Raw genomic sequence first — 25774 nt, forward strand, 5'->3', positions numbered from 1 at the left:
CATTGGCTTCCAGTCGGGCCCAATTTTACCTGCCCATGCGCTGGAGAATGCCAGTTCACCGTTTCCGCTAGCGGTACGATATTGTCCCAAACACGTTGCGGGTAACTTCGCATATTTTGGCTCCTTCTTCGTCCTTGGTTTGATCAGAACCAACATAATACGAAACAGCCTGCATATATGGCATTCCACCTGATCAGGCGTTTGCATCAGGCCTCGCCAGCACACTGGATGTCTTCGACTGGCAGAAATCGACCAGGTACAGTCAATCGAGGACGATAACGCTTACGCCACAAGTTGGTTCTTAGATGGCTACAGAAGCAGGGCGACTCAGTCAGATGCCGTTACTAGTGGCTCTCCATGCCATTTGCTGTGGCGTTTACAAGGCCACGGCGTGTATCTTCACACGCACTATGGCCTCTCAGCACTTATTCAGGCGCTGAGCGCGAATTTCGCTGGACATGCCCGCTGAAAGGGCGTGCCTAGCCGTTAGGGAATGACCAGATGACCCCCACTGAACAACAATTTTTCACTGAACTCGAAAAGAAGCTCTGGACGGCCGCTGATAAGCTGCGTTCTTCCTTGGATGCATCGGTTTACAAGCACGTGGTGCTTGGCCTGATTTTTCTCAAGTACGTATCCGACGCCTTCGAGGAGCGCCAGCGAGAGCTACGCGCGCAGCTCACCAACCCTGCCGACGATTACTTTATGGACCCAGAGGATTACGGCGACCTTGGTAGCGACGAGTACGAAGAGAATGTCGCCGCCGAGTTGGAGGTGCGCGACTACTACACCGAAAAAAACGTCTTCTGGGTGCCGATTGAAGCGCGCTGGCAAACACTGCGCGAGTTAGCGCAATTGCCACCCGGCGAACCTTTGCCTTGGAACGCGCCGGGTAAAGACACGGCAGAAAAGATGCGCACCGTCGGCTGGCTGATCGACAACGCCATGGACGCCATCGAGCGCGAGAACGTCAAACTCAAGAACGTGCTCAATAAGGAGTTTTCACGCACCCAACTCGACAGCTACAAGTTGGCCGATCTGATCGCGCATTTCTCTGACACCAACTTCAGCCAGCCCAGCTATAACGGCCAGCCGCTGAATCTAAAGAGCAAAGACATCCTCGGCCACGTCTACGAATACTTCCTTGGCCAGTTCGCTCTGGCGGAGGGCAAAAAGGGCGGCCAGTATTACACGCCCAAGAGCATCGTCACGCTGATCGTGGAGATGCTGCAGCCGTTCAAGGGGCGGGTATACGACCCGGCCATGGGCTCGGGCGGTTTCTTCGTGCAGAGCGAGGAGTTTATCGCCGAGCACGGCGGCAAGGTGGTCAACGGCAAGACCGGCCAGATCAGTGTCTATGGCCAGGAAAGCAACCCCACCACCTGGAAGCTGGCGGCTATGAATATGGCCATCCGCGGTCTGGACTTCAATTTTGGCGGCCAGCCCGGCGACACCCTGCAAAACGACCTGCACCCCGACCTGCGTGCCGACTACGTGATGGCCAACCCGCCCTTCAATATGAAGGAGTGGTGGAACGCCAAACTGGAAAAAGACCCGCGTTGGCTGGTGGGCACGCCCCCGCAAGGCAACGCCAACTTTGCCTGGCTGCAGCACATGCTCTACCACTTGGCCCCTACTGGCAGTATGGCGCTGCTGCTGGCCAATGGCTCGATGAGTAGCAACACCAGCAACGAAGGCGAAATCCGCAAGCAACTGATTGAGCAAGACCATGTGGAATGCATGGTGGCACTGCCAGGTCAGCTCTTCACCAACACGCAGATTCCGGCCTGTATCTGGTTCCTCACCAAAGACAAGGCTAACGGCTTCAACTTGGACAAAAAGAAGCGCGACCGGCGTGGCCAGTTCTTGTTTATTGACGCCCGCCAACTCGGTTATATGAAAGACCGCGTGCTGCGTGACTTCACGCTGGATGACATCAAGAGAGTGGCCGACGCCTTTCACGCCTGGCAGTACGGCGAGGGCTATGAAGACGTGCCAGGCTTCTGCTTCTCCGCCTCGCTGGACGATATCCGCAAGCACGAGCATGTGCTAACGCCTGGGCGCTATGTGGGTGCAGAGGAGCAGGAGGATGACGGTGAAGCCTTTGCCGACAAGATGGTGCGGCTGACGGCGCAGTTGGCGGAGCAGTTCGAGGAGAGCGCCAAACTGGAGGGGGAGATCAAGAAGAACTTAGCGGGGTTGGGTTATGGCTTCTGACTGGCCTGTAGTTCGTGTCGAAGACATAGCTGCAAGTGGTTCGAATGCTCTATCGACGGGGCCGTTTGGCTCTGCAATTAGTTCGAAGTTTTTCACCGCTGCAGGCGTACCTGTCATTCGAGGTTCGAATCTAAGTGTAGATATGGGGATCAAGCTAAATGATGAAAATTTTGTCTTTATCTCGCTCGGCAAAGCCAAGGAGTTCAGTCGATCTATAGCGAGGAGAGGAGACCTAGTCTTCACTTGCTGGGGCAGCATAAATCAGATTGGACTGATTCACGAAAAATCCAAGTACTCCGAGTACGTGGTCTCCAACAAGCAGATGAAATTAACAGTTGATCCAAAGAGGGTTGATCCAAAGTATCTGTACTACGTCTTCTCCAGCCCAGAAAAGCAACAAGAAATTCTCGCCAATGGAATTGGCGCAGCAGTGCCTGGATTTAATCTGGGACAACTCAAAAGACATGTATTCAGGCTCCCTCCTTTGGATGTCCAGCAGGGCATCGTCAGGACAGTGGATGCCTTAGACATCAAAATAGACCTTAGCCGCCGCATCAACCAAACCCTCGAAGCCATGGCGCAAGCCATCTTTAAATCGTGGTTTGTTGATTTCGACCCGGTCAAAGCCAAGATCGTCGCTCTCGCCGAAGGCCGTGACCCGCTGCGCGCCGCGATGAGCGCCATCAGCGGCAAACCCGACGCTGAGCTCGAAGCGCTGCCGCCTGAGCAATACGAACAACTCGCTGCTACGGCTGCGCTGTTCCCGGAAGAGATGGAAACGTCGGAGTTGGGCGAGATTCCACGGCGCTGGAGTGCTTCAAAAGTCGAAACACTGTTGTCGCGACTTTCTGCAAAAACGCGATACACAAGAGAGCAGGTTTCAGAGTACGGTCAAATACCTGTTTTTGAGCAGGGCGCATCAATACTATTGGGATTTCACAATGGTGCTGCCTCCTATCCAGCCAGCTCAGAAAATCCGATGTTTATTTTCGGTGACCATACGTGTGTTACTCGACTATCCTTTCAGTCGTTTGATATTTCACAGAATGTGATTCCGTTACAGGGACAAGGTCGGGCTACTGCTTGGGTTTATTACGCCGTCAAAGAAAAGCAGAAATTTCAAGAGTACCGGCGTCACTGGATGGAGTTGATTTCAAAGGATGTAGTGGTCGCTACTCCCGATATCTGTCTAGAATTTTCGAAAAAAATTTCGAACCTGCATCTGCAAATGGAAGCTAATGAGCGACAGACGCAAAGCTTGCGAGAACTCCGCGACACCCTCCTCCCCAAACTGCTCTCCGGCGAGTTGTCTGTCGAAGCGCTCGCCGAACAAGCTGGGATCGCTTGATGGACATTAAGAAGCTCCGTGAAAACAATATCGTGGACAGGGTCGAGGAGGTCTTGCAGGCGGCGTACTCGTCGAATCAGGCGTTCAATGCGGTACTCGATGAAGCCGAGCCGCTGGCATTTAAAAGCCTGCGCGACCCGGAACACGAGTACCTGATCAAAGTAAGCGATGCCCTGTACTGGGTTGAGCGCGACGCCTATGTGGATGAGCTGGATCACTGGGAGGGGCAGTGTCAGGTCAATCAGCATGAAGCGGCGGCGACCTTTATCAAAGACTCAGATCAGCAAGCCGTGTTCCTTGACCTGGTGGATGCCATTCGCTTCGGGCGAATCGTGCCGTTTGTCGGTGCGGGGCTTTCCAGACCTTGTGGTTATCCGATGTGGGGTGAGGCGCTACGCAAGATCGCACAAAAGCTAGGTGGCCTGGATGTGCAGGACATCGAGCCACTGATGGCGCAATACGACTACCTGCAAGCCGCGCAAGTGCTGCATGAAACGGACGCAGAGATTGTGCGGCATTTCATCAAGACTGAGTTTCGTCAGCGGGGGGCGATCACCGGGCCGGTTGCGCTGCTGCCCGACCTCGCCAACGGCTGTATCGTCACCACCAATTTCGATACGGTCATCGAAGACCTGTTTCGAGAAACGGCTCAGCCGCTGGATGGCTACATGCACGGCATGCAGGCGGGCAATAACTTCGTACAGCGGCTGTTGCGCGGTGAGCGTTGCATTCTGAAGTTGCACGGAGACGCCGGGCAGGCCAATACCCATGTGTTTACCCAGGTGCAATATCAGGAGGCCTACGGCGGAGCCGCAGGTGAGCCGTTCGCGTTCCAAAACCAGTTGCCTCGGGCGCTGCGGCAAATCTTTATCAGCCACTCGCTGCTGTTCTTGGGCTGCAGCCTGGAGCAAGACAAGACGCTCGATCTGTTCAAATCAGTAGTCGATGAAGCAGCATTTGAAGTTCCGGATCACTTTGCTCTGCTCAATGAACCCGCCACACAGCAAGAGCGAGCTCGCAAGGAAGCCCGCCTGTTGCAGTTGAAAATTCGGCCACTCTGGTATCCGACACCCCTCGATGCTGAGGGCAAGCCGGATCACAGCCTGCTGGAACAGACTCTCAGACTGGCCATCGCCGTAGCGCGTAGACAGGTGGTATTTGCATGAGTACGTCACCCGAACAAATCGACATCTGGCGCGGCCTTGCCTCCGAAACCCAGAACCTCGAATTCAAAGAGGCAAGTAACCAGTACGACACGCGCAAGCTTTGCCGCTACTGCGTAGCTATTGCCAACGAGGGCGGTGGGCATCTGGTGCTTGGTATTGCGGACAAACCACCGCGCGTCGTTGTGGGCAGCCAAGCGTTTCCCGACCACCAGGATATCGCCGAGAAGCTGTTCCACTGGGTGGGTTTTCGCGTGGACATAGAGGCCGTTGCTCACCCAGATGGGCGGGTTGTGGTTTTCAGTATTCCAGCGCGGCCCAAGGGCACGGCGTACCACCATGATGGCGCTTACCTGATGCGCTCCGGCGAAGAGTTGGTGCCGATGAGCGAGGATCAGCTACGCAAGATTTTCGCCGAAGGGCAGCCCAGCTGGTTGGAGAACCCCTCGCTCAAGGAGGTGTCTGCGCAAGATGTGGTGCAGTTGCTCGATACCCAGACCTTCTTCGACTTGATGCGTTTGCCTTACCCCACCGACCAAGAGGGCGTGCTGGCTCGCTTGCTGGATGAGCGCTTGATTGAGCGCACCTCGGCGGGCTTCAACATTTTGCATATTGGTGCTGTGCTGCTGGCCAAGAACATGCGGCAGTTCCCTGATATCAGCCGTAAGGCGGCGCGTGTGATCTTGTATGCCGGTGAGTCGAAGATGCAGACCGTCTCGGATGTGACCGGCGAAAAGGGCTATGCCGTAGGCTTTGCTGGGTTGGTGCAGTATGTGATGGGCAAGTTGCCGCAGAACGAGGTGATCGAAGGGGCGATTCGCAAAGAGGTCAAATTGCTGCCCGAAGTGGTGGTGCGAGAGTTGCTCGCCAATGCGCTGATTCACCAGGATTTTGATATGGGCGGCACCTCTCCTGTGGTGGAGGTTTTCAGCAACCGCGTGGAGATCTCCAACCCGGGAGAGCCCATCGTGCCGGTTGAGCGCTTTATCGACGGTTACCAGTCCCGTAATGAGCGGTTGGCCGACTTGATGCGACGTTTCGGGATTTGCGAAGAAAAGAGCAGCGGTATTGATCGGGTGATCGAAGCAGCCGAGTTGATGCAGCTGCCGGCCCCCGAGTTTTTAACCAGTCACCGCCGCACAATTGTGGTGATTCACGGCCCGCGTTCGTTCCGCGAGATGAATGGCAGCGACCGCGTTCGCGCGTGCTTCCAGCACTGTGTATTGCAGTATGTGCTGCGCAAACAGATGACCAATCAGTCTCTGCGTGAGCGCTTTGGCTTGCCTGAGGGCAGTAGCAACACGATTTCGCAGATCATTACCGCGACCATGGAACAGGGGCTGGTCAAGAGCGACCCGAACGCGCCGGACTCAAGACGCTATGCGCGATATATCCCGGCATGGGCATAGCCGTCATTTCATCGCAAATCGGCCTTGGCTGTCGGCTTTCAAGTAAAGCATTGATTTGTATGGGTTTTCTTATTTCATCACAAACTAGGGCGTTTACCAGCTAGCCCAGGAAAGCGTAAGGGTTCCACATGTTGAACGAACAGCAACTCGAAGAACTGTGCCTGAGCTGGTTCCAGCAGGTTGGCTGGCGATTTGCCCACGGCCCGGATATCGCGCCGGATAGCAGCGCCCCCGAGCGTACCGACTACCGTCAGGTGGTTCTGCGAGAGCGCCTGCTGGCCGCACTGACACGGATTAATCCGCAAATTCCAGCTGCTGCCCTTGAACAGGCCGTACATGCGTTGCAAACGGTGAGCGAGCCGCAGATGGTGGTGCGCAACCGCAGCGTGCACCGTTTGTTGCTCAGTGGTGTGGCGGTGGAGTTTGAAGTCGGTGAGCAGAAGAAGCAGGACTGGGTGTATTTCATCGACTTTGCCCAGCCCAGCAACAACGACTTTCTGGTGGTGAACCAATTCACCGTCACCGGCACAAGGCAACCACGCCGGCCCGACTTGATCGCCTTCGTCAATGGCTTACCGCTGGCCGTGGTGGAGCTGAAGAACCCCGCCAACGAACAAAGCGACGTCTGGGACGCCTTTAATCAGCTGCAGACATACAAGGACGAGATCAGCGACCTGTTCAACAGCAACGCCGCCTTGGTGGTGAGTGATGGCTGGACGGCGCGGGTGGGTTCGCTCACGGCTAACGCCGAACGTATGTTGCCCTGGCGCACCATCCTGAACGAAGACGACCGGCCGCGCCTGCAGATGGAGCTGGAGACGGTGGTGCGTGGCTTCTTCAAACCTGAGTTGTTTCTGGATTACGTGCGGCACTTCGTGTTGTTCGAGCAGGATGGCGACAGCATTGTCAAAAAGATTGCCGGCTATCACCAGTTCCATGCGGTTCGCGAGGCCGTGCGCGCCACGGTGATTGCCTCCCAAAATGCGGATAAAGGTGTACTCGCGGTCCACGAAGAGCGTGCGACCTATGCCAAAGAGGTGCAGCCTGGCTCACGCAAAGCAGGCGTGGTGTGGCACACGCAGGGGTCGGGCAAAAGCATCACCATGGCGTGCTACGCGGGCAAGCTGTTGCAGCAACCTGAGATGAAGAACCCCACGTTAGTCGTCGTGACGGACCGCAATGACCTGGATGGCCAGTTATTCGCCACCTTCTGCGCCGCCAGTGACCTGCTCAAGACCACCCCACGGCAAGCCGGTGACCGCGATGAACTGCGCGAGATGCTGGCTTCACGCGAGGCGGGTGGCATCATCTTCACCACGGTGCAAAAATTCGCGCTGCTGGAAGAGGAAGAGAAGCATCCGTTGCTCTCTGATCGCACCAATATCGTGGTGATATCCGATGAGGCCCATCGCAGCCAGTACGGCACCAAAGGCCGGTTGGACACCAAGACAGGCAAGTACGTGTTCGGCTATGCCAAACATCTGCATGACGCATTGAAGAACGCCACCTTCCTTGGTTTTACAGGCACGCCCATTGCCTTGGAAGACCGTGATACCCGCGAAGTGTTTGGTGACTACGTCAGCATCTATGACATCCAGGATGCCGTGGATGATGGCGCAACAGTGCCGATTTTCTACGAAAGCCGCTTGGCCAAGCTGGATGTGAACCAAGCCGAAATCGACACGCTCAATGAGCAGGTTGAAGAGGTTGTTGAAGACGAAGAAGACATCGTCAGCCGAGAAAAAACCAAAGGCGAGTGGGCCGCGCTGGAAAAGCTTGTGGGTTCAGAGCCTCGCCTGCAGCAGGTGGCGCGTGACCTGATCGAGCACTTTGAGGCGCGCGTATCTGTGGCAGACGGCAAGGCCATGATCGTCTGCATGAGTCGCGATATATGCGCCCATCTCTACAGCGCCATCGTAAGCTTGCGTCCTGACTGGCACAGCGATGACCCCGAGCTAGGGGCTATCAAGATCGTGATGACAGGATCGGCTGCCGACAAGGCCCTGCTGCAGCCGCACCTTTACAGCAAGCAGGTGAAGAAACGTCTGGAAACTCGCTTCAAAGACGTGAAAGACCCGCTGAAGCTGGTGATTGTGCGCGACATGTGGCTGACGGGCTTTGACGCGCCGTGTTGCCACACCATGTACATCGATAAGCCCATGAAAGGCCACAACCTGATGCAGGCTATTGCCCGCGTCAACCGGGTGTTTAAGAACAAGCCTGGCGGCCTGGTGGTCGATTACATCGGCATTGCCAACGAGCTGAAAGCGGCGCTGAAGACCTATACCGATGCCAAAGGTAAAGGTGACCCCACTCACAACTCTGCTGAAGCATTGGCTGTGCTGTTAGAGAAGATGGATATCGTGCGAGGAATGATGCACGGTTTCGACTACAGCGCATTTGAGACCCGGCCACTCGAACTACTAGTGCCCGTTGCCAACCATATTCTGGGCCTGAAGGACGGAAAAACACGATTCCTCGACACCATTCTGGCAGTGACTAAGGCCTTTTCGTTGTGTGGCACGTTGGATGAAGCCGCGCCACTGCGTAAGGAGATTGCCTTCTTCTCGGCCATCAAGGCGGCCATTACCAAGTTCACCACCGTCGATAAGAAGCGCAGCGATGCCGAGAAGAACAGCGCGCTCAAGCAGATTCTGGACAATGCCATCTTCTCTGATGGGGTGGACGATATTTTTGCGCTGGCCGGGTTGGATAAGCCCAACATCGGCCTGCTCTCGGATGAGTTCCTGGAGGACGTGCGGCAGATGGAAAGCCGCAACCTTGCCGTGGAGCTGCTGGAAAAACTGTTGCGTGACGAAGTTAAGGCGCGCGCGCGCAACAACGTAGTGCAGGAAAAGAAGTACGGCGACCGCTTGCTGGAGACATTACGCAAGTATCACAACCGAGCGATCGAGACGGCGCAGGTCATCGAAGAACTGATCCAGATGGCCAAGGAATTCAAGGCCGCGCTGGAGCGGGAAGCTTCGCTGGGCCTGGGCCACGATGAAATTGCCTTCTACGATGCGTTGGCTAACAACGAAAGCGCGGTGCGCGAACTGGGTGATGATACGCTCAAAAAAATCGCCATGGAGCTTACCGAGAAGCTGCGCGCCAGTACGACTATCGATTGGCAGGTGCGTGAGAGCGTACGGGCGAAGCTGCGCATTTTGGTGCGTCGCTGTTTGCAGCGGTGGAAGTATCCGCCAGATCAGCAATCAGATGCAGTGGAGTTGGTGCTGAAGCAGGCAGAGTCTCTGTCGAATGAGTGGTCACTGTAAGCCGGCAGTAATCACGAGGCCAATCGCACTGGGCAGCCAGCGTCGGTTGGCTGTTTTTTGCAAATCTATCGTCACGCACCTCTCTAGTGTGGGCGATATTTCAGTGCGGGCACAAGAGAGGTGCGGGTTACTGCCGACCTATTACCTCATCACAGAGGTTCTGACCGTTTGATCTTCAATCGGATGAAGCCGGGGCAGCAGATCGTAATCGACCAAAACTGAGACGCTGCGAGCGCGCCCCAGCTCGCGTGAAATCAACCCGGCCTTTTCAAGCGACAGCAGCATGACAGGTGAGCGACGCTTCTCTACGCAGGCACATAAAAGTAGCTCAACGGCACCAAGCGCTTAGTCTCCGGATCGGTAGCTGGATAATGCGCCATCAACGTGCGAGCCAATTCATCCAGCGTCCACATTGTCAGATGCACGTTAGCCCGCTCACCCTCATAGAGCGCCTCCTTTGTGAACCCTCCAGTACTCACATACAGCCCTCGATCCTCCTTGTGCCTCCCACCAAGAAAGCTGCGAATCTCATTACTCCCCATCCGTACATTTCGATGCTTGACCTCGACAACGATGCGCGGCGGCTCAAATCCAAAGCCGTCGGGCGAAGCAATGATGTCTTTGCCACGATCAGCACCGGCTGGGGAGACGAGCGTTTTGTAGCCCATCGCTCGTAAGATGCCAGCGACCAGCTCCTGCATTTCAGACCAGTCCAGGCTATTGATTTGGTCCTTGATACGCTCGAAAGCAATCTCCTGAACACCTTTCAGCGGATCTTCAAGAGCTTCGGGATCGTCGATTAAGTCCTTCGGCGGCGCCGATACGTCTTTACCGGTAGCAAGGGCAAGCAATTCCTTCTGTGCAACCTCCGCGACGTTAAATATGGTTAGCGTGGACCCCAAGCTATTTCTGCTGACGCTGTTTAACTTGTCGCGATCAACCTCTTGCGGATACCACTCAACAGGCCTAGTCAACGACATCCCATCGTCTGCCAGGTCGGGACGAAGCTGGCATGCACCAGTGAAGCGACCTACCAAGTAGGTCCGGTTCGCAGGCGAGTAAGTGACGACCGTATCGCCTTCTTTGATTTCGTTAACGAAACGGAACACCTGAGAAGCACCCGATACGGCGCTAGCGTCCTTAATACCAGGTTGGAGTTCCTTATAAGCTTGGATCAAGGCCTTTCGGGAAACGCCAGGCTTTGCGGCAAGTGCTAACTGAGCCCAACCGATGGCTGCCAGATTGCGATCCCTGAAGTCGTCATAGAGACGACCGCCATCACCTCGAACCATCCACATCGTTGGCATATTGGTACTCATCCTGTCCACGGAATCGGGAACGTGAATGTAGCAATGGTGATAGCACCGTGTGAATCAAAGCTTTCAGAAAGCCAGCCATAGACACTCCTGGGCACATGCCCAGCTCAGATAACACGGGCTGGCGATTCAAAATGAAAGCAAGGCACACTGCGGCAAGCGCTACCGACAATAGCGATTTAATAGACCAGTCCGCATAGTTACCGGTCTAGGGCGCTGCCGTGGTCATGATCTACATTAGCGATTAAATGAAATTCACAGCCAAAATTGAGCGACGAACCCTAGGCGCTCCCATACCTGACGCCCATTGCCGCGAGATCTGACGAAAAAAGGCCTTGCTGAGCAAGACCTTTTTTCCTCTCAAAGCGCGAATGCCTCGCCCTTCTACCTCACCTCAACAATATCCAAAGCCCGATTCGCCAACAGTTCACTCACCTCAATCACCTGCAAAATCCCCAACGCAAAATGCCGTCGTGATCCCTCAAGACCAAACGCCAAATCACTGATCATGGCATTGGCCGAAGCCAGGTTTTCACTGAGATTGGCCAGCAGACATTCCGAATCAACATCCGGTGCGATGCGGAAGATGGTGTTGGGTTTGTCGGACGTTTCGTCCTTCGGCGTAGGCTTCAGGTAGTAATCCAACGCCCGGTTGGCAGCGTCATCAAGCTTATTGTTACGAGCAGACTGAGCGCGAGATACATGCTCATCTGTGGTCGGAGGGTTCGGTGTAATTTTTGCCATCGACTTAGGTTCCTTAAGTAATGCTGCAACCACCTCGCGACTAAACGAGAGGGCGGCAGCTGTGCGCAGGTTAGTCGACCGGTGAACCTAAGAATCCCGGCGCGCCCGGGGGCGCCCTGCGCACAGCCACCATCAATACAGGAACAGCACAGCCTGTCCGACGGGACCTGGTACGCCTTAGGTTGAGACGGGCGACTAAACCCGATCACTGATGCTCAGTGACAGGATTCAAACTACCGACGCCCTCGAAGACGCACAAGCCGGCGGATTCTGGCGTAGTTGTAGGCAATGGCGCAAGGCGATGTCGGTCGTGGCTAGTCTCGTGCAGTCACGATAAACAGCTGGCTGGAATGTTGCTGATGCACCGCTATCGCGAGCAAGCTCGCTCCCACAGAGGAGCTTGTCTACATACGTTGCAGAGGAATGCATTCACGACCGGCTGCATCCTTGCAGCCAGTCGCGAAGAAGGTTACGACTCGTTATTCAATGGAGCTTGCGAGCAACATCGCAATGAATCAGGCGGGATATCTCGATCATATCCACCACGGTTTTGACATCGACCGCAAACCCGCTGCCTGAAACCCCTGCGTCGCTATTACTTGAGTGTGACGTCGAGCATCGGCGGGATGTAACCGTAGTCGTACTCGGCCACCACGAAGGTCTGCTGCCCTTTTATTTTCATGCCCACCGTGGGTGCCTCGGTGCCACCCACACGAATCTGCGTGCCGGTTTCGTCGGTCGGTACGCTGTCGATGAAGGAGGTCACCAGGCCGTTTGGCATTACATAGTGCGAGTAGGTCTGGAATGGCTGGGAGGACGGGTTGCCCAGCACCAGGCCGGATCCGTTCAGCGGCACGTAAGGGCCGAAGAGCGAGTCCGCGACGAAACCGTACACGCCGTCCGGCCCGGTCACGCCGTCGGCGTAGGTGAAGGTATGGCTGATCGTGAACAGGTAGTACTTGCCATCCTGGAACACGAAGTGCGGGCGCTCGGTCTGGTCGTTTACGCCCACGGCGGTCAGCAATGGCGGCAACATTTCCCAGTCGTCACCGTCCGCGTCGCGGGCTACGGCGATGCCGACACAGGCGGTCTGGAAGCGCGAGTTGCCGACATCTTCATAACCCGGTGGCACATTGCCGATTTCTGCCTCTCCCACTTTGTGCGAGCCGCGCTCACCGGCCACGTTGCCCTCGAACAGCATGTACAGCTTGCCATCTTTCGGGTCGCGGAAAGGCCATGGATCGCGGAAACCCCAGAACGCGTTTTGTGCTTCGGTCTGGTACATATTGCCGTCGGCCTCGAACAGCGGCTTGACCTTCTCGAAGCCGACCATGCTGACACCGTGTTCAGTGGTCACCACCCGACCGCGCACCTTGACGATGGTCGCGCCCGGAGTGACGGCGGTGTAATACAGGTCCACTTCACCGCGGTCGTTCAACAGGATCGGCGTACCGGCCCATTCGCGAGCGGTCGGCGAAACGCCTTCGGCCATCACACGGCCACCGAATTCCCAGTTCTTGCCGGTACGCGAAAACCAGTAGTACATCTTTGCCCGACCGTGACGATCGTTCCAATCGCGGAGGATGTCGTAGTTACCGTCCTCGTCGAGGTACTGCGGGTCGTTTGGATGACGATCGGCCGTCAGGGTGAAGATCACCGACCAGCCATCGACGGACGTCACGTTACCGTCCAAGTCGCGCAGGGGCATGGTGTCCCAGATAAACACGTCGTTGTTCAGTACCGGGAAATCCGCGCTGACCAGCGGCTGAGTGGTGGTGGGATCGTCCGCCCGGACTTTCAACGCATCAGCGCGGGTCCAAAGGCTGGGTTGATGGGGTGTTACACCGAATTTTTCAGGGTTGGTTTTCATAAGGTAGTGCCTCGTCCATGAATGGATTCAAATAAATAACGCTTTAGAAATACTGTATGCGCATACAGTTAAACCACCTTATAGAGGCTCACCCATGTGGGTCAAGCGAAAAAATGCATTTGTGCATATTTTGGTTTTTTGTTCGAGCTGATACGTTTCAGCCATGAACGTTTGCAGAAATTAGTTCCAGGGGAGATCGGCGACGTTGTCTGCACGCTCGGTGCTTTGAATCGCTGATTGGTGGAAGGCGCGCGTAACTGCGCAATGGGAGGCAATGCATAGAGGGAAGCGGATTGCCGGGATCTGCTCGCGAGGTGGTGAATCAGTGGCGCGGAGGTTGACTGGTGTATCGCTATCGCGAGCAGGCTCGCTCCCACAGGGGGTGGGCGAAAGGACTGCTATGGCGGTGGGTCAGATGCTTGATGGGTGTTGGGGTTGTGTCGGGGGGTTGCCGATGCCCGGGATCCGCGTAGGAACAATCGACTCGCCGGTGTGCGGTCCCGGCGGTGGTTACAGCTGCCGCGACATCAGCCATTGCTCTTTCCCCCATGCCTCAAAGCGCTCCAGCACTTCCCAGCCAAGCCCGGTGTAGTAGTCGCGCTGGTTGTGGGTGTGCAAGTACAAGGTGGTGAATCCCGCTTCTCTGGCATGGTTGCAGATGCCTTCGATCAGTTGCGCGGCAAGGCCTCTGCGGCGGGCGATTGGGGTGATGAAGACGCATGCCAGCCATGGGCCGAGTTCTGGTCGGTCGGGCAGGTCGTCGCTGGCCAGTGAGACGCCGCCTAGCAACTGGTCTTGCTCCGTGGCGATCAGGCATTTCCAGTGTCCATCACGTTGGCCCGCAGCGAACTCTTGCTGCCAACTGGCGAGGGATTGCTGGGCGAATTCATAGCTGAATTCCTGGTGAAGCCACTCGGCCATCTGGTCGCATTTGTCCATGTGGTTTTCGAGCCAATCCATTTGCGGCATTTGGAGCGTTCCTTATGTTTGGGACAACAGGGTGTTGACCTGTTTGGCTGATGAACCGCTATCGCGAGCAAGCTATGCTCCCACAGAGGCTTGTGGCAAGCCCGCTCCTACAGGGGTTCTTTATTCACCGGTGAATTCGTTGCCAGATGCCTACCCGCGCGCATTCTCGAGAATTACCCCTCCAGCCAAACCCCAACTATCGTAATCTCGCAGCTGAACAAGCCCAGCCCCGTAACCGGCCGAGATTTCATTCCCATGCCCTCCATCTACCAGCTCAAACCCGCCTTCCAGAACCTGCTGCGCCCCATGGTCCAGCGCCTTTACGACAAGGGCATCACCGCCAATCAGGTCACCCTGCTCGCCGGCGTTGTCTCTGTGCTGGTGGGGGCCGTGGTGGCGTGGTTCGCCAATCATCCGGGGGTGTTTATCCTGGTGCCGATCTGGATGCTTCTGCGCATGGCGTTGAACGCGGTGGATGGCATGTTGGCGCGGGAGTTCGGGCAGCAATCGCATCTGGGCGCCTACCTCAATGAGCTATGCGATATCATCGCCGACGCTGCCTTGATCCTGCCTTTTGCCCTGTTTGCCGATGCCAGTCTGTTGCTGGTGTTGTTGGTCACGCTGTTGGCGTTGTTCAGCGAATACGCAGGCGTCTTGGGGGCGATGGTCGGGGCTTCGCGGCGCTATGACGGGCCGATGGGCAAGAGTGATCGCGCCTTTGTGTTGGGCGTGTTGGCGACCGGGATTGCCCTGGGCTGGCTCGGGGCCGGGTGGGTTGATGGTGTGATGGCGGTGGTAGCCGCCCTGCTGGTTTATACCTTGGTCAATCGGGTGCGTCATGGCCTGAATCAAGTGACGGAAAACGCTCCCTCAGCATAAGGAAGTTGCAATGCGCGAAGCCCAGGAACTGACGTTTACCACCTTTGACGGCGTGGATTTGTTTTACCGGCATTGGCCGGCCGTCGATGCGCCGCAGGGTGAGCCTCGTCAGGCGGTGTTGTTGTTTCATCGGGGTCATGAACACTCCGGGCGCATTGCGCATCTGGTGGATGAGCTGGATTTGCCCGGGTTCGACTTCTTTGCCTGGGATGCACGCGGCCATGGCCAGTCGCCGGGCGCGCGCGGCGACAGTCCGAGTTTTGCCACCAGTGCGCGGGATGTGCAGACGTTTTGCGATCACATCGGCGCAACGCATCAGATCGACGAGCAGAACATCGCCGTGGTGGCGCAGAGTGTCGGGGCGGTGATTGCGTCGACCTGGGTTCACGATTACGCGCCGCGAATTCGCTCGCTGGTGCTGGCGTCGCCGGCGTTCAAGGTCAAGCTTTACGTGCCTTTCGCTCGTCCGGGCCTGGCGCTGATGCGTCGGTTTCGCGGCAACTTTTTCGTCAACAGTTACGTCAAGGCGAAATTCCTCAGCCATGACCCGGAGCGGGTGGCGTCCTACGACAGCGATCCGCTGATCACCAAGGCGATTTCGGTGAACGTGCTGCTGGGTCTCTACGAAGCCGCCGACCGCGTGGTGGCCGATGCCCAGGCGATTCAGGTGCCGACGCAGTTGTTGATCTCAGGTTCCGACTTTGTGGTGCAGCGCAAACCCCAGGAGCAGTTCTTCGAGCGGTTGGGCAGTGTGCACAAGGAGAAACACATTCTGCCGGGGTTCTTCCACGACACCCTCGGCGAGAAGAACCGTGCACCGGCCATCGCCAGTGCCCGTCGGTTCATTCTGCAAAACTTTGCCCGCCCGCTGGACCGCCCTTCCCTGCTGGACGCCGATCGTCTGGGTGCGACCTGCGCCGAGTCCGAAGCCTTGGCGACGCCGCTGCCGCACAATTCGTTGCGCGACCTGTACTGGCGCATGACCCGCGCCAGCATGCGCTTTGGCAGCAAGTTGTCGGCTGGGGTGAAGTTGGGTTTCGACACCGGCTTCGATTCCGGCAGCACGCTGGATTACGTCTACCGCAATCGCCCCACCGGCACCTCGGCCGTGGGGCGGATGATTGACCAGAATTACCTGAACTCCATCGGCTGGCGCGGGATTCGTCAGCGCAAGTTGCACGTCGAGGAACTGCTGCGTTTGGCCATGGGCAGGTTGCGCGAGCAGGACCGCGAGGTGCGCATTGTCGACATCGCCGCGGGTCATGGCCGTTACATTCTCGAAGCGCTGCAAGGCGTCAGTCCGTTGCCGGAGTCGATCCTGCTGCGCGACTACAGCGACATCAACGTGCGGGACGGCAGTGCGCTGATTCTTGAGAAGGGCTTGGGCGATATCGCTCGGTTCGTCAAAGGTGATGCCTTTGATCGCTCGGATCTGGCGGCGCTGGAGCCCAAACCGACGCTCGCGGTGGTGTCCGGTTTGTATGAGTTGTTTGCCGATAATCAGATGGTCGGCGACTCCCTCGCCGGCCTGGCCGAAGCGGTGGAGCCTGGCGGGTTCCTGGTCTACACCGGGCAGCCGTGGCACCCGCAACTGGAACTGATCGCCCGCGCCCTCACCAGCCACCGCGCCGGGCAGGCCTGGGTGATGCGCCGGCGCACGCAGGCGGAGATGGATCAACTGGTGGAGGCGGCGGGTTTCCGCAAGATCACTTTGCGGGTCGATGAGTGGGGCATCTTCAGCGTTTCGCTGGCTCAGCGAGTGCAGTGATGAGCGCCGTCATCGCCCCGGCCCGCGAGCCCGGCCTGTTGAAACCGGCGGTGCTGTGGTTGCTGTTGTTGGCGCCGTTGTTTTTCAGCACCTATGGCTTCGCCACTTGGGTGACGTCTCAGCGGGACAACGTGGGCAGTTTGGTGTTTGGTTGGGAAAGCTACATGCCGTTTATGGCCTGGACCATCGTGCCCTATTGGTCGATTGATCTGCTGTACGGCCTGTCGTTGCTGTTGCCCAACAGCCGCGAAGAACTCAAACGCCACGCCTTGCGTCTGCTCACGGCCCAGGCGATTGCGGTCAGTTGTTTTCTGATCTGGCCGTTGCGTTTCACCTTCGCCCGGCCGGAAATGGATGGGGTGTTCGGTTGGCTGTTCGACGTGCTGGCCGGGTTCGACAAGCCGTTCAATCAGGCGCCGTCGCTGCACATCGCGTTGTTGGTGGTGCTGTGGGTGTGTTATCAGCGGCACCTGCAAGGGCTCTGGCGTTGGCTGATGCACGGTTGGTTCGCGCTGATTGGCGTGTCGGTGCTGACCACGTATCAACATCACTTTATTGACCTGCCCACAGGTGCGTTGGCCGGGTGGTTGTGTGTCTGGTTGTGGCCGCTGGATCGGCCCAGCCCGCTGAAAAATGCGCGTGTGACCGCGGACCCGGCTCGTCTGCGATTGGCTTTGCGCTATGGTTTAGGGGCTGCGGCGTTTTTTGTTCCGGCGTTTGCCTTGGGTGGCGCGTGGCTCTGGTTGATCTGGCCGGCGGTGGCGGTGCTGGGGGTGGCGCTGAATTACCTGGTGTTCGGTGCCGATGGCTTTCAGAAGCGCGCGGATGGCCGATTGAGCCCGGCGGTGCGCTGGCTGTTGGCGCCTTACCTGGCGGCGGCGTGGATCAATTCCCGATGGTGGACGCGCAAGCATCCGCAGGCCGATCAGGTGGCCGATAACGTCTGGCTGGGGCGCATTCCCACGCCGATGGAATTGAAGGACAGTGCGTTTACCGGCGTGCTCGACCTTTGCGCCGAAATGTCCATGGACAGCACCGGCATCGCCTATCGCGCATTGCCGGTGCTTGACCTGACCGCGCCCAGTGCCGAGCAGTGCCTGGAGGCTGCGCGGATGATCGAGAACCTGCGTCAGCATGGGCCGCTACTGGTTTGCTGCGCCTTGGGTTATTCACGCAGCGCCAGCGCTGTGGCCGCGTGGTTGTTGCACACTGGCCGGGCCGCCAGCGTCGATGCGGCCATCGTCCAAATCCAGCGGGCCCGCCCGCAGGTTGTTTTGCATCCGGCGCACCGTCGAGCGTTGGAACGGTTATCCACAAGCACGAGGAATGACCATGATCAGTGATATGGAACTCCACACGGTGGCGAGCCTGTTGCGCCGAGGTCACTCGCTGGATCAGCTTTCCACGGGGCTGACCCTGTTGGCGGCGCTGCTGGGGCTGGCTCAACTTTTGGTCGGTAGCGTCAATCCGTGGCTGCTGTGCTTTAGCGTCGTGATATTCCTGCTTGGCGTGCTGCAAAAGTACTGGGCGCAGCGCGTGGCGTTTGATGCCGACCTGTTCCAGCGCATGGCGGACAGCACCCAATCGCTGGCCGAACGAACCTATACATTGGATCAAGCCCTCACCGCCCTCGGCCTGCAACCGGTCGAACGCAGCGGTCGGCTCTGGACCGAGCGCCGGCACGGCGCGTTGTTGCTGCTGCGCCGCCAGTCGTTGTTGCTGGCCACGCAAGTTGTCTTGACGCTGGGCGTGATCCTCGCAAGTCCCTGGCTAACTTCAGGTATCTAGATAGCTTTTGTGGCGAGGGAGCTTGCTCCCGCTGGGCTGCGAAGCAGCCCCAAAACCAAGCACTGCGGTGTATCAGATTGATTGTGCTCAGCCTCTTGGGGGCTGCTGCGCAGCCCAGCGGGAGCAAGCTCCCTCGCCACAGTTACGCTTATGTTTCTCAGGACAAGGAATCCTCATGTTCGAACCCGTGGTCGCCAGCCTCATCACCTCCGCCGCCCGCATGGTCACGGGGGCTCGCAGCCTGTGGCTCGGTTGCGCGCCGCAACCGGTGCAGCGGATCTACTTCGCCAATCACAGCAGCCACGGCGACTTCGTGCTGCTGTGGGCCTCGTTGCCGCCGGCGCTGCGCAAGCTTACCCGGCCGGTGGCGGGCGCCGATTACTGGCAGACCAGCCCGCTGCGGCGCTACATCATCAACCGGGTGTTCAACGGCGTGCTGGTGGACCGCGAGCGCAAGGACCCTTCGTACAACCCTTTGCAGCCGATGCTCGACGCCCTGGAAAACGGCGACTCGCTGATCATCTTCCCCGAGGGCACGCGCAACCCGGAGGACGGCCTGCTGCCGTTCAAGAGCGGGATCTATCACTTGATGAAAAGCCATCCCGAGGTCGAGGTGATTCCAGTGTGGATCGCCAACCTCAACCGCGTCATGCCCAAAGGTCGGGTACTGCCGTTGCCGCTGTTGTGCACCACCAGTTTCGGCGCGCCGCTGTGCATCGAAGAAGATGAAGGCAAAGAGCAATTTCTTGAACGCAGCCGGGCCGCGCTGCTGGCACTGGCCCCGGAGCACGTCTGACATGGATAGACATACCCTGATGCTGTTTAGCGGGATCGGCGCGATTCTGCTGCTGGCCTCTGTGATTGGTTTCATTCTCAAACTGCGGACAAAAGGCGCGCCGAATTCGGTCATCGATAACCTCAACGCGCGGATCAACGCCTGGTGGGTGATGGTGCTGGTGATCGGCACCGCGTTCTGGCTGGGCAACGCGGCGGTCATCCTGTTGTTCTACGCCGTGTCGTTTTACGCCCTGCGGGAATTCCTGACCCTGACACCGACCCGACGCAGCGACTACCCGGCCTTGGTGGCGGCGTTTTACCTGGCGCTGCCGCTGCAATACCTGCTGATTTATTTTGATTGGTACGGGCTGTTTTCGATCTTTATCCCGGTGTACGTGTTCCTGCTGCTGCCGATCCTGGCGTCCCTGGGCGGCGACAGCACGCACTTTCTGGAGCGCGCTTCCAAGGTCCAGTGGGGGCTGATGATCGCGGTGTTCTGCATCTCGTTTGTGCCGGCGCTGCTGACATTGGACATCGCCGGTTTCGAAGGGCGCAACCTGTTGCTGATCGCTTACCTGGTGATCGTGGTGCAGCTGTCGGATGTGCTGCAATACGTGTGCGGCAAGTTGTTCGGCAAACACAAGATCGCCCCGAACCTGTCACCGTCGAAAACCGTCGAGGGCTTTGTCGGCGGCATTCTGCTGGCTTCGCTGATCGGTGGCGCGTTGTGGTGGATCACGCCGTTCAATCCGTGGCAGTCGTTCCTCATCGCCTTGCTGATCAACTTGCTGGGGTTTGCCGGTGGGATTGTCATGTCGGCCATCAAGCGCGACCGTGGCGTCAAGGATTGGGGGCACATGATCGAAGGCCACGGCGGCATGCTGGATCGGCTGGATTCGGTGTGCTTCGCCGCACCGATCTTCTTTCATTTGGTGCGGTACTGGTGGACCTGAAAAAATCTGTGGTGAACACCTGACCTGTGGGAGCGAGCCTGCTCGCGATAGCGGAAAGTCAGTCGACATTGATGTTGGCTAATCCACCGCCATCGCGAGCAAGCTCGCTCCCACATGGGATTCTCGTCCCTTGATCCTCGATGGACGATCGGCAATCAGTCGAGGATCAAATGCGGCAGGAACCGGCTCGAATCCTTGGTGATCAAGCTGTTGTCTTCCCGCACGCCGATGCCGGCGGCCTGGTCGCCGATGACCCAGGAGCCGATCAATGTGTAGCTGTCGCCAAACTTCGGCAACGGGGCGAATTCCTGGAGGATGAAGGGGGCGTCGGTGTAGGGGCCGTCTTCTTTGACGATCAGGCCATCAGCGGTTTGCAGCTCGATGTTGGCGCCTTCCCGGGAAAAGAACGGTTTGCGTACCCAGCCCTTGGGTACGGCTTTGCTCGAGTCAGTGTCGAGATGGGCTGCGAGCAGGTTCGGGTGACCTTTGTTGAATTCCCACAGCAACGGCAGGATGCCTTTGTTGGAGATGATCGATTTCCAGGCCGGCTCGAAAAACTGCGTGTCGCTCTGGGCAATCGCCGCACCAAAAGGCTCGTGGAAGATGAACTCCCAGGCATGCAGCTTGAACAGGTGAGGGATCCAGCGATCTTCCAGATCGACGAAACGGCCTTCGCCTGTAAGGCCGATGTCCTCGATATCGATGTGCCGCGATTCGATGCCGACTTTTTCCGCGATCAGGCGCAAGTAGTCGGTGGTGCCCTTGTCTTCGATCGAGTCTTTCATCGACGCAAAGTAAAAAGGCTGCTTGAGTTGCAGTTGGGCAAAGACCTGATGCAGCTTGGTGTCGATGCTGTTGAACTGGTCGGCATGCCCGGGCAACAGTCCGCGCTCGATGCATTGCTCCAGCCAGCCCCACTGAAACGCCGACGCCTCGTACAGGCTGGTCGGCGTGTCGTAGTTCAGTTCCAGCAGCTTGGCGGGGCCGCTACCGTTGTAGGAGAAGTCCATGCGCCCATACAGGTGCGGATGCCCTTCAAGCCATGAGGTGCGAACCATGTCGAAGAACGGCGCGGGAATGCTCAGGCGCTCCAGCAGCTCCTCGCTCTGAACCACTCGGGCCACCAGGTCCATGCACATCTCATGGATCTCGGTGGTCGGGTCCTCCAGATCGTCTTCGATCTGCTTGAGCGTGAACTGGTAGTACGCGCTCTCGTCCCAATAGGGTTCGTCGTCGATGGTGTGGAACAGAAAGCCGAGACTCTCGGCGGTCTGTTTCCAGTCATGACGTTCGGCGCAATGGACTTTCTTCATGACGCGCGTTCCTTAACTGCTCGATCGCCCGGAGCTGCTCGATCCGCCCCAACCGCTACGGGCGCTGGCTTTGCTGCCGAAACCACCACGGGAGGTGGAGGAAGCAACAGAGATCGGCTTGCTGGCGGACCGGACCGTGTCGGTGTAGTTGCCATACCTCGCCTGATTGGACTTGGTAAAGGTCGAACCTTTGGAAATCCGCTGGGCAAGCGTTGAGGACGCGTAGTTGCCGCGATCATCGCGATAGCGGTAGACCGGTTGGGAGTAATAGCTGTTGCGGTTGCTGCTCAGCATGTTGCCGATCAGCAACCCGGTCAGCAGGCTGGTGCCGGAGAACCCTGAGCCTTGCGCATTGGCTTCGGAGGCCGGCAGTTGTGCCTTGGCCGCGTCCACCTGGGCTTGGGTAACCTGGCCATCGGCGGTCAGTTCGAAACCACCCAGCCTGGGGATGAACTGGCCGGTGGAATCCTGTTGGCACCAATCGGCAACAAAGTCGGCATCGCAATCGGCCTGGTTGCTGTACGTCGGTGCGATGCGGCGATGCTCGGCCATGGCGGTCATATAGGCGTCGGAGCACACGTCTACCGGGAGTTTTTCATCGGCACATTGCTGCACGGACTGGAAGTTGTACTTCTTTTGTACCGGGTAGGTTTTTTCCGTCGGGCCGCAGCCTGATATCGCCATGGCGACCGACGCGGCCAGCGAGAGCTGAACGTACTTGCTTCGTTTCATGGGATCTCCGTGGCGCAATCAGTTCTGGGAAGGCGTCATGCACGCGGCGTTCAACATGCCGACGCTGATGGCCACTGCCGCGATATAAATACCCGCGGCGAGCTCACCCTTTTTAATGCGTTCAGAGGCGCCTTTGAGCACCAGGCTGGTCACCAGGAACGCCAGCAGTTGCACGAACGCTGCGATCACGGCCCAGACGACGAAGTCCAGAATGCTGACGGAATAGGCAATCACATTGCTGGCCGGGATGGCGAAACCGATGATGGCGCCGCCCAGCGCGATGGCGGCGGCCACGTTGCCCGAACGGATCAGTTCGAATTCCTTGTGCGGCGTGATCCGGGTGTAGATGAACTGGTACAGCGCGAACAGCACGGCCGCACCGAGGATGTACAACACAAACCCGAGCACGGCGGCTTTGTTCAGGGAAATCGAGAGCGCTTCAAGCATGGACTTCTTCCTTTTTTAAAAAGTGTTCAGGTCAGTGGTGTACAGCGAAATGCCCAGCGACGTGCTCAAGCTGATGGTGCCTTCGGCATCTTCTTCGACGGAAAACAGCAGGAATTCCCGGCGATCGGTCAGGCCGGTTTCGCGGGCATACAGCATTGAGCGGTGCTCGACGCTGTAGGACTCATCCGGATTGCTCACGCGCTCGCTCAACGCCACCAGTTCAGTCTGGCCTTCCTCGGTGCCCCATTCGCGGCTGTACTCGACACCGTCGTGGTTGTAGGTCGGCAGGCCGATCAGGCTTTCGGGCCCGGCCAGGCGTCGCAACTCCGCTTCGCTGTTGAGGGTGACGTAACTGAGGTAATTGAACAGGATCACCGATTCGACCTGCCCGGCGACATCGCCGCTGGTGTGCACTTGCAGCCAGTAGTCCTCGTCGTTCATGTAACAGCGCGTCAGCCAGTTCGATTGCCCGAGGTCGACGATGCCGGTGCTCCAGATCTGCTGGGCATCCGGGATGACCACGCCGGTGTTGCCGTCGAGCAACAACTTCAGCGTGCTATCGAACCTGAGTTCTTTGCCAGATGCCAGGCCCAGCGGCCCGACGGAGGCCGGGATTGGGTTGGCGACCCATTTGGAGTCCTTGCCCGAGTTCGGCGCCTCCATGCCCATCAACCGTTTAAACCAGCCCATTGGAGATTTCCTTGAGACGCGCGGAGGCGATATAGAAGAGGTCGCCGCCGCCCCCGACCCGCGTGTCGCAGGGCGGGTTGATCGACGGGTGCCGGGCGCCTTTGGCGCGGTAGCCGATGAGAATGGCGTTGTGGTGTTCTTTCATCTGCACATACAGATCGCCGAACGCGGCATCAAACGCTTCGGGCAGTTTCATCAGGTACTGAGTGGCGCCCTCGCCCACGCAAAGCAATTCATTGATGACCACTGACGAACCCGGATCCTGTGAAGCACGCACCAACATCTCGATGGCCATGCTGGAGGTGCATTCCAGGCTGGGCGCGTAGGCGCTGGCGAGGGCGGCCACTTCACTGTCATTGAAATGGGCGACCACATGCCCGACCGGGTTCAGTTGATTGACCGCCAGCACGGTGGACAGGGTCAGGTCGTCTGAGTGGGTGCGCACCAGGACGCGTTCGGCACCCGGCACACCGGCACGCTGCAAAAGTGCGACAGAGGACAGGCTTTCACCTTTGATAAAAGTCGTCTTGCCGGGCATGGGGTTTTCTTCAAGCACGCAATCGCAGATGACAATCAGGTTGTCATTGGACGTCTCGTCCTGCAGGAGCAACTCGATGACCCGTTCGCTGGAGGCGCCCTCCCAGCCGATGAGAACGGTGTGGCCGGTCTTGCCGGTGAAATCGCCTTTGCCCTTCATGCCTTTTCTCCATACATCAATGACGCTGCTGGTGGTTTTGCCGATGACCGTCGTCAACAGGGCAATGCCCCCGAGCATGATCCAAGTGGCCACGAAAATTCGCCCGGCGGATGTCTGTGGCAACAGATCGCCATAGCCGACGGTGAGCGTGGTGGTGAGATAGAAGTAGATAAACGTGGCGGCAGCGATGAGGTGCTGTTCGCCCAGAAGCACCAGGCCGATCCAGGCGATGGACAGGTGTATGCCCAACGCAATGGCCAGGCCCGCCCAGCCGAACCGATGGAAGAAGGACGAGGCGTAGGTTCGCAGCAAAAGGAAAATCGACATTTCGTCCCTGACTCCGTGGGTTCATTCCTGGCGACGTCATCGCACGGGCAGCGGAGTGCTCAAGTGCGGTCACGGGGCAGCATTAAACCTGCTGCGGGGATTGGATAGAAGAGCTTTGGTGACAATAAATCCGGGAATTTTCAGGAAAACAGGACTAAGACACAAAACCTGAAGCTGAACACAAAACCCTGTGGCGAGGGGATTTATCCCCGCTGGGCTGCGGAGCAGCCCCAATAACAGCGAACTCGACCCAACTGACACACCGAGGGTGTCAGGTTTCAGGGCTGCTTCGCAGCCCAACGGGGGATAAATCCCCTCGCCACAAGGTCTTTGCCTGGCTTGCCTTGGCCGGTCCTGACCAAGGCAAAGCCCAGCCGATTACTCCGCCGATTTTTTCTTCAGGCGTTCCAGAATCGCATTGGCGCTGCCTTCGTTCGGCGTGATGCCGGCATCGCGCAGTTTGCGCTCCAGGTCGTTGCCGGTCGAAGCCTCGGCCAGTTCGTCCTGGGCTTGCAGTTCAGCGGCACGTTGCTGTTGCTTGGCCTGCAGGCGGTTGAGCGTACCGACGGCGGTTTCCAGCTTGCCATTGGCGCCGCCGCTGGCAATCGAAGCACTGACCTGGGCTTTCTGCACGCTCTCACGGGCCTTGGCCATGTCCACTTGCTGACGCAGGCTTTTGATGCGGTTCTCGGCCTTGACGATGTCCTTGCGCATGTTTTCAGCGTAACCACCGAACTCGGTCGCGTGCTTTTGCTCGGCGTCCAACTCAGAGGTAAGGGTCGAAATGGCTTCGGCCACTTCCAGTGCCAGGTCTTCACGGTTGGCCTGGATGGCCGCCAGCGCCTTGGACTCCAGGTCCTGGATCTTGGCGTTGTACTCGCTGACGCGGTCAGTCGACAGTTTGTGTTTGGCCATGATGGTGACCAGCTCACGCTTGGCGTTGGCCAGCGCGCTGTCGGCATCGCGAATTTCCTGGTCGAGGATGCGCAGGGCCTGTTGATCGACGATCGACTCGCCGACTTCGTTGGCACCACCACGCAGCGCGGTGAACAATTTGCTCCAGATGGACTGAGTCATTGGATATTTCCT

Annotated in this window: 21 protein-coding genes; 11 read left to right on the forward strand and 10 right to left on the reverse strand. The window is 58.0% G+C overall.

Features of this window, described 5'->3' with window-relative positions:
* Window positions 1-501 precede the first annotated feature (501 nt).
* From GKKCFE_RS22415 to GKKCFE_RS22435, 5 genes are all read left to right on the forward strand, one after another.
* On the forward strand, window positions 502-2217 hold the full coding sequence (locus GKKCFE_RS22415) for a class I SAM-dependent DNA methyltransferase (RefSeq protein ID WP_445577101.1): 1716 nt from the start codon (window positions 502-504) through the stop codon (window positions 2215-2217).
* The gene (locus GKKCFE_RS22420) at window positions 2207-3565 is read left to right on the forward strand and encodes a restriction endonuclease subunit S (RefSeq protein ID WP_445577102.1); all 1359 of its coding nucleotides are present in this window, start codon (window positions 2207-2209) and stop codon (window positions 3563-3565) included. Before GKKCFE_RS22415 ends, GKKCFE_RS22420 begins: the two co-directional genes overlap by 11 nt.
* Window positions 3565-4731, forward strand: a complete 1167-nt coding sequence (locus GKKCFE_RS22425) for an SIR2 family protein (protein WP_445577103.1) — start codon at window positions 3565-3567, stop codon at window positions 4729-4731. The genes GKKCFE_RS22420 and GKKCFE_RS22425 overlap by 1 nt, the downstream gene beginning before the upstream one ends.
* Window positions 4728-6137, forward strand: coding sequence for an ATP-binding protein (locus tag GKKCFE_RS22430; RefSeq protein ID WP_445577104.1), 1410 nt, complete (start codon window positions 4728-4730; stop codon window positions 6135-6137). The genes GKKCFE_RS22425 and GKKCFE_RS22430 overlap by 4 nt, the downstream gene beginning before the upstream one ends.
* A gap of 128 nt (window positions 6138-6265) precedes the next feature.
* Entirely contained in the window at window positions 6266-9415 is a 3150-nt protein-coding gene (locus tag GKKCFE_RS22435; protein WP_445577105.1) for a type I restriction endonuclease subunit R, read from the forward strand.
* Window positions 9416-9720: 305 nt separating this feature from the next.
* Here the strand turns inward: GKKCFE_RS22435 and GKKCFE_RS22440 are convergent, their stop codons facing one another.
* The 4 genes from GKKCFE_RS22440 to GKKCFE_RS22455 all read right to left on the reverse strand — a co-directional run bounded on the left by GKKCFE_RS22440 (window position 9721) and on the right by GKKCFE_RS22455 (window position 14314).
* On the reverse strand, window positions 9721-10722 hold the full coding sequence (locus GKKCFE_RS22440) for a restriction endonuclease (protein ID WP_445577106.1): 1002 nt from the start codon (window positions 10720-10722) through the stop codon (window positions 9721-9723).
* A gap of 393 nt (window positions 10723-11115) precedes the next feature.
* Window positions 11116-11475, reverse strand: coding sequence for a DUF6124 family protein (locus tag GKKCFE_RS22445; protein WP_095963463.1), 360 nt, complete (start codon window positions 11473-11475; stop codon window positions 11116-11118).
* A 595-nt stretch (window positions 11476-12070) separates the two neighbouring features.
* A complete protein-coding gene (locus GKKCFE_RS22450) occupies window positions 12071-13345 on the reverse strand; it encodes a glycoside hydrolase family 68 protein (RefSeq protein WP_445577107.1) in 1275 nt (424 codons plus the stop codon).
* Window positions 13346-13855: 510 nt separating this feature from the next.
* Entirely contained in the window at window positions 13856-14314 is a 459-nt protein-coding gene (locus GKKCFE_RS22455) for a GNAT family N-acetyltransferase (protein WP_445577108.1), read from the reverse strand.
* A gap of 255 nt (window positions 14315-14569) precedes the next feature.
* On the opposite strand from GKKCFE_RS22455, the gene GKKCFE_RS22460 reads away from it, so the two are divergent.
* From GKKCFE_RS22460 to GKKCFE_RS22485, 6 genes are all read left to right on the forward strand, one after another.
* Window positions 14570-15193, forward strand: coding sequence for a CDP-alcohol phosphatidyltransferase family protein (locus tag GKKCFE_RS22460; RefSeq protein WP_274090070.1), 624 nt, complete (start codon window positions 14570-14572; stop codon window positions 15191-15193).
* 10 nt (window positions 15194-15203) lie between these two features.
* Window positions 15204-16961, forward strand: a complete 1758-nt coding sequence (locus GKKCFE_RS22465; RefSeq protein ID WP_445577109.1) for a bifunctional alpha/beta hydrolase/class I SAM-dependent methyltransferase — start codon at window positions 15204-15206, stop codon at window positions 16959-16961.
* Window positions 16961-18304 (forward strand): phosphatase PAP2/dual specificity phosphatase family protein, encoded by a 1344-nt coding sequence (locus tag GKKCFE_RS22470; RefSeq protein WP_445577110.1) that lies wholly within the window; start codon window positions 16961-16963, stop codon window positions 18302-18304. The genes GKKCFE_RS22465 and GKKCFE_RS22470 overlap by 1 nt, the downstream gene beginning before the upstream one ends.
* Window positions 18294-18749, forward strand: a complete 456-nt coding sequence (locus tag GKKCFE_RS22475) for a hypothetical protein (RefSeq protein ID WP_274090073.1) — start codon at window positions 18294-18296, stop codon at window positions 18747-18749. The genes GKKCFE_RS22470 and GKKCFE_RS22475 overlap by 11 nt, the downstream gene beginning before the upstream one ends.
* A gap of 175 nt (window positions 18750-18924) precedes the next feature.
* A complete protein-coding gene (locus GKKCFE_RS22480; protein ID WP_281459797.1) occupies window positions 18925-19545 on the forward strand; it encodes a lysophospholipid acyltransferase family protein in 621 nt (206 codons plus the stop codon).
* 1 nt (window position 19546) lies between these two features.
* Entirely contained in the window at window positions 19547-20479 is a 933-nt protein-coding gene (locus tag GKKCFE_RS22485; protein WP_047229452.1) for a phosphatidate cytidylyltransferase, read from the forward strand.
* Window positions 20480-20634: 155 nt separating this feature from the next.
* Here GKKCFE_RS22485 and GKKCFE_RS22490 read toward each other — a convergent pair whose 3' ends face one another.
* From GKKCFE_RS22490 to GKKCFE_RS22515, 6 genes are all read right to left on the reverse strand, one after another.
* Entirely contained in the window at window positions 20635-21792 is a 1158-nt protein-coding gene (locus GKKCFE_RS22490; protein ID WP_047229451.1) for a glutathionylspermidine synthase family protein, read from the reverse strand.
* Window positions 21793-21804: 12 nt separating this feature from the next.
* Entirely contained in the window at window positions 21805-22524 is a 720-nt protein-coding gene (locus GKKCFE_RS22495) for a DUF1190 domain-containing protein (protein WP_076383471.1), read from the reverse strand.
* Between the two features lie 18 nt (window positions 22525-22542).
* Window positions 22543-22971 carry a DUF350 domain-containing protein gene (locus GKKCFE_RS22500; protein ID WP_047229449.1) on the reverse strand — a complete coding sequence of 143 codons (429 nt, stop codon included), beginning with the start codon at window positions 22969-22971 and terminating at the stop codon, window positions 22543-22545.
* A gap of 15 nt (window positions 22972-22986) precedes the next feature.
* Window positions 22987-23661 carry a DUF2491 family protein gene (locus GKKCFE_RS22505; protein WP_047229448.1) on the reverse strand — a complete coding sequence of 225 codons (675 nt, stop codon included), beginning with the start codon at window positions 23659-23661 and terminating at the stop codon, window positions 22987-22989.
* The gene (locus GKKCFE_RS22510; RefSeq protein ID WP_047229447.1) at window positions 23648-24685 is read right to left on the reverse strand and encodes an ion channel; all 1038 of its coding nucleotides are present in this window, start codon (window positions 24683-24685) and stop codon (window positions 23648-23650) included. Before GKKCFE_RS22510 ends, GKKCFE_RS22505 begins: the two co-directional genes overlap by 14 nt.
* Before the next feature lie 378 nt (window positions 24686-25063).
* Window positions 25064-25762, reverse strand: a complete 699-nt coding sequence (locus GKKCFE_RS22515) for a PspA/IM30 family protein (RefSeq protein WP_047229446.1) — start codon at window positions 25760-25762, stop codon at window positions 25064-25066.
* Window positions 25763-25774 lie beyond the last annotated feature (12 nt).

Source organism: Pseudomonas sp. E141 (assembly GCF_052659885.1).

Coding starts and splice junctions, on each gene's coding strand:
- GKKCFE_RS22415 (WP_445577101.1), top strand. CDS start 502: ATGACCCCCACTGAACAACAATTTTTCACTGAACTCGAAAAGAAGCTC.
- GKKCFE_RS22420 (WP_445577102.1), top strand. CDS start 2,207: ATGGCTTCTGACTGGCCTGTAGTTCGTGTCGAAGACATAGCTGCAAGT.
- GKKCFE_RS22425 (WP_445577103.1), top strand. CDS start 3,565: ATGGACATTAAGAAGCTCCGTGAAAACAATATCGTGGACAGGGTCGAG.
- GKKCFE_RS22430 (WP_445577104.1), top strand. CDS start 4,728: ATGAGTACGTCACCCGAACAAATCGACATCTGGCGCGGCCTTGCCTCC.
- GKKCFE_RS22435 (WP_445577105.1), top strand. CDS start 6,266: ATGTTGAACGAACAGCAACTCGAAGAACTGTGCCTGAGCTGGTTCCAG.
- GKKCFE_RS22440 (WP_445577106.1), bottom strand. CDS start 10,722: ATGCCAACGATGTGGATGGTTCGAGGTGATGGCGGTCGTCTCTATGAC.
- GKKCFE_RS22445 (WP_095963463.1), bottom strand. CDS start 11,475: ATGGCAAAAATTACACCGAACCCTCCGACCACAGATGAGCATGTATCT.
- GKKCFE_RS22450 (WP_445577107.1), bottom strand. CDS start 13,345: ATGAAAACCAACCCTGAAAAATTCGGTGTAACACCCCATCAACCCAGC.
- GKKCFE_RS22455 (WP_445577108.1), bottom strand. CDS start 14,314: ATGCCGCAAATGGATTGGCTCGAAAACCACATGGACAAATGCGACCAG.
- GKKCFE_RS22460 (WP_274090070.1), top strand. CDS start 14,570: ATGCCCTCCATCTACCAGCTCAAACCCGCCTTCCAGAACCTGCTGCGC.
- GKKCFE_RS22465 (WP_445577109.1), top strand. CDS start 15,204: ATGCGCGAAGCCCAGGAACTGACGTTTACCACCTTTGACGGCGTGGAT.
- GKKCFE_RS22470 (WP_445577110.1), top strand. CDS start 16,961: ATGAGCGCCGTCATCGCCCCGGCCCGCGAGCCCGGCCTGTTGAAACCG.
- GKKCFE_RS22475 (WP_274090073.1), top strand. CDS start 18,294: ATGATCAGTGATATGGAACTCCACACGGTGGCGAGCCTGTTGCGCCGA.
- GKKCFE_RS22480 (WP_281459797.1), top strand. CDS start 18,925: ATGTTCGAACCCGTGGTCGCCAGCCTCATCACCTCCGCCGCCCGCATG.
- GKKCFE_RS22485 (WP_047229452.1), top strand. CDS start 19,547: ATGGATAGACATACCCTGATGCTGTTTAGCGGGATCGGCGCGATTCTG.
- GKKCFE_RS22490 (WP_047229451.1), bottom strand. CDS start 21,792: ATGAAGAAAGTCCATTGCGCCGAACGTCATGACTGGAAACAGACCGCC.
- GKKCFE_RS22495 (WP_076383471.1), bottom strand. CDS start 22,524: ATGAAACGAAGCAAGTACGTTCAGCTCTCGCTGGCCGCGTCGGTCGCC.
- GKKCFE_RS22500 (WP_047229449.1), bottom strand. CDS start 22,971: ATGCTTGAAGCGCTCTCGATTTCCCTGAACAAAGCCGCCGTGCTCGGG.
- GKKCFE_RS22505 (WP_047229448.1), bottom strand. CDS start 23,661: ATGGGCTGGTTTAAACGGTTGATGGGCATGGAGGCGCCGAACTCGGGC.
- GKKCFE_RS22510 (WP_047229447.1), bottom strand. CDS start 24,685: ATGTCGATTTTCCTTTTGCTGCGAACCTACGCCTCGTCCTTCTTCCAT.
- GKKCFE_RS22515 (WP_047229446.1), bottom strand. CDS start 25,762: ATGACTCAGTCCATCTGGAGCAAATTGTTCACCGCGCTGCGTGGTGGT.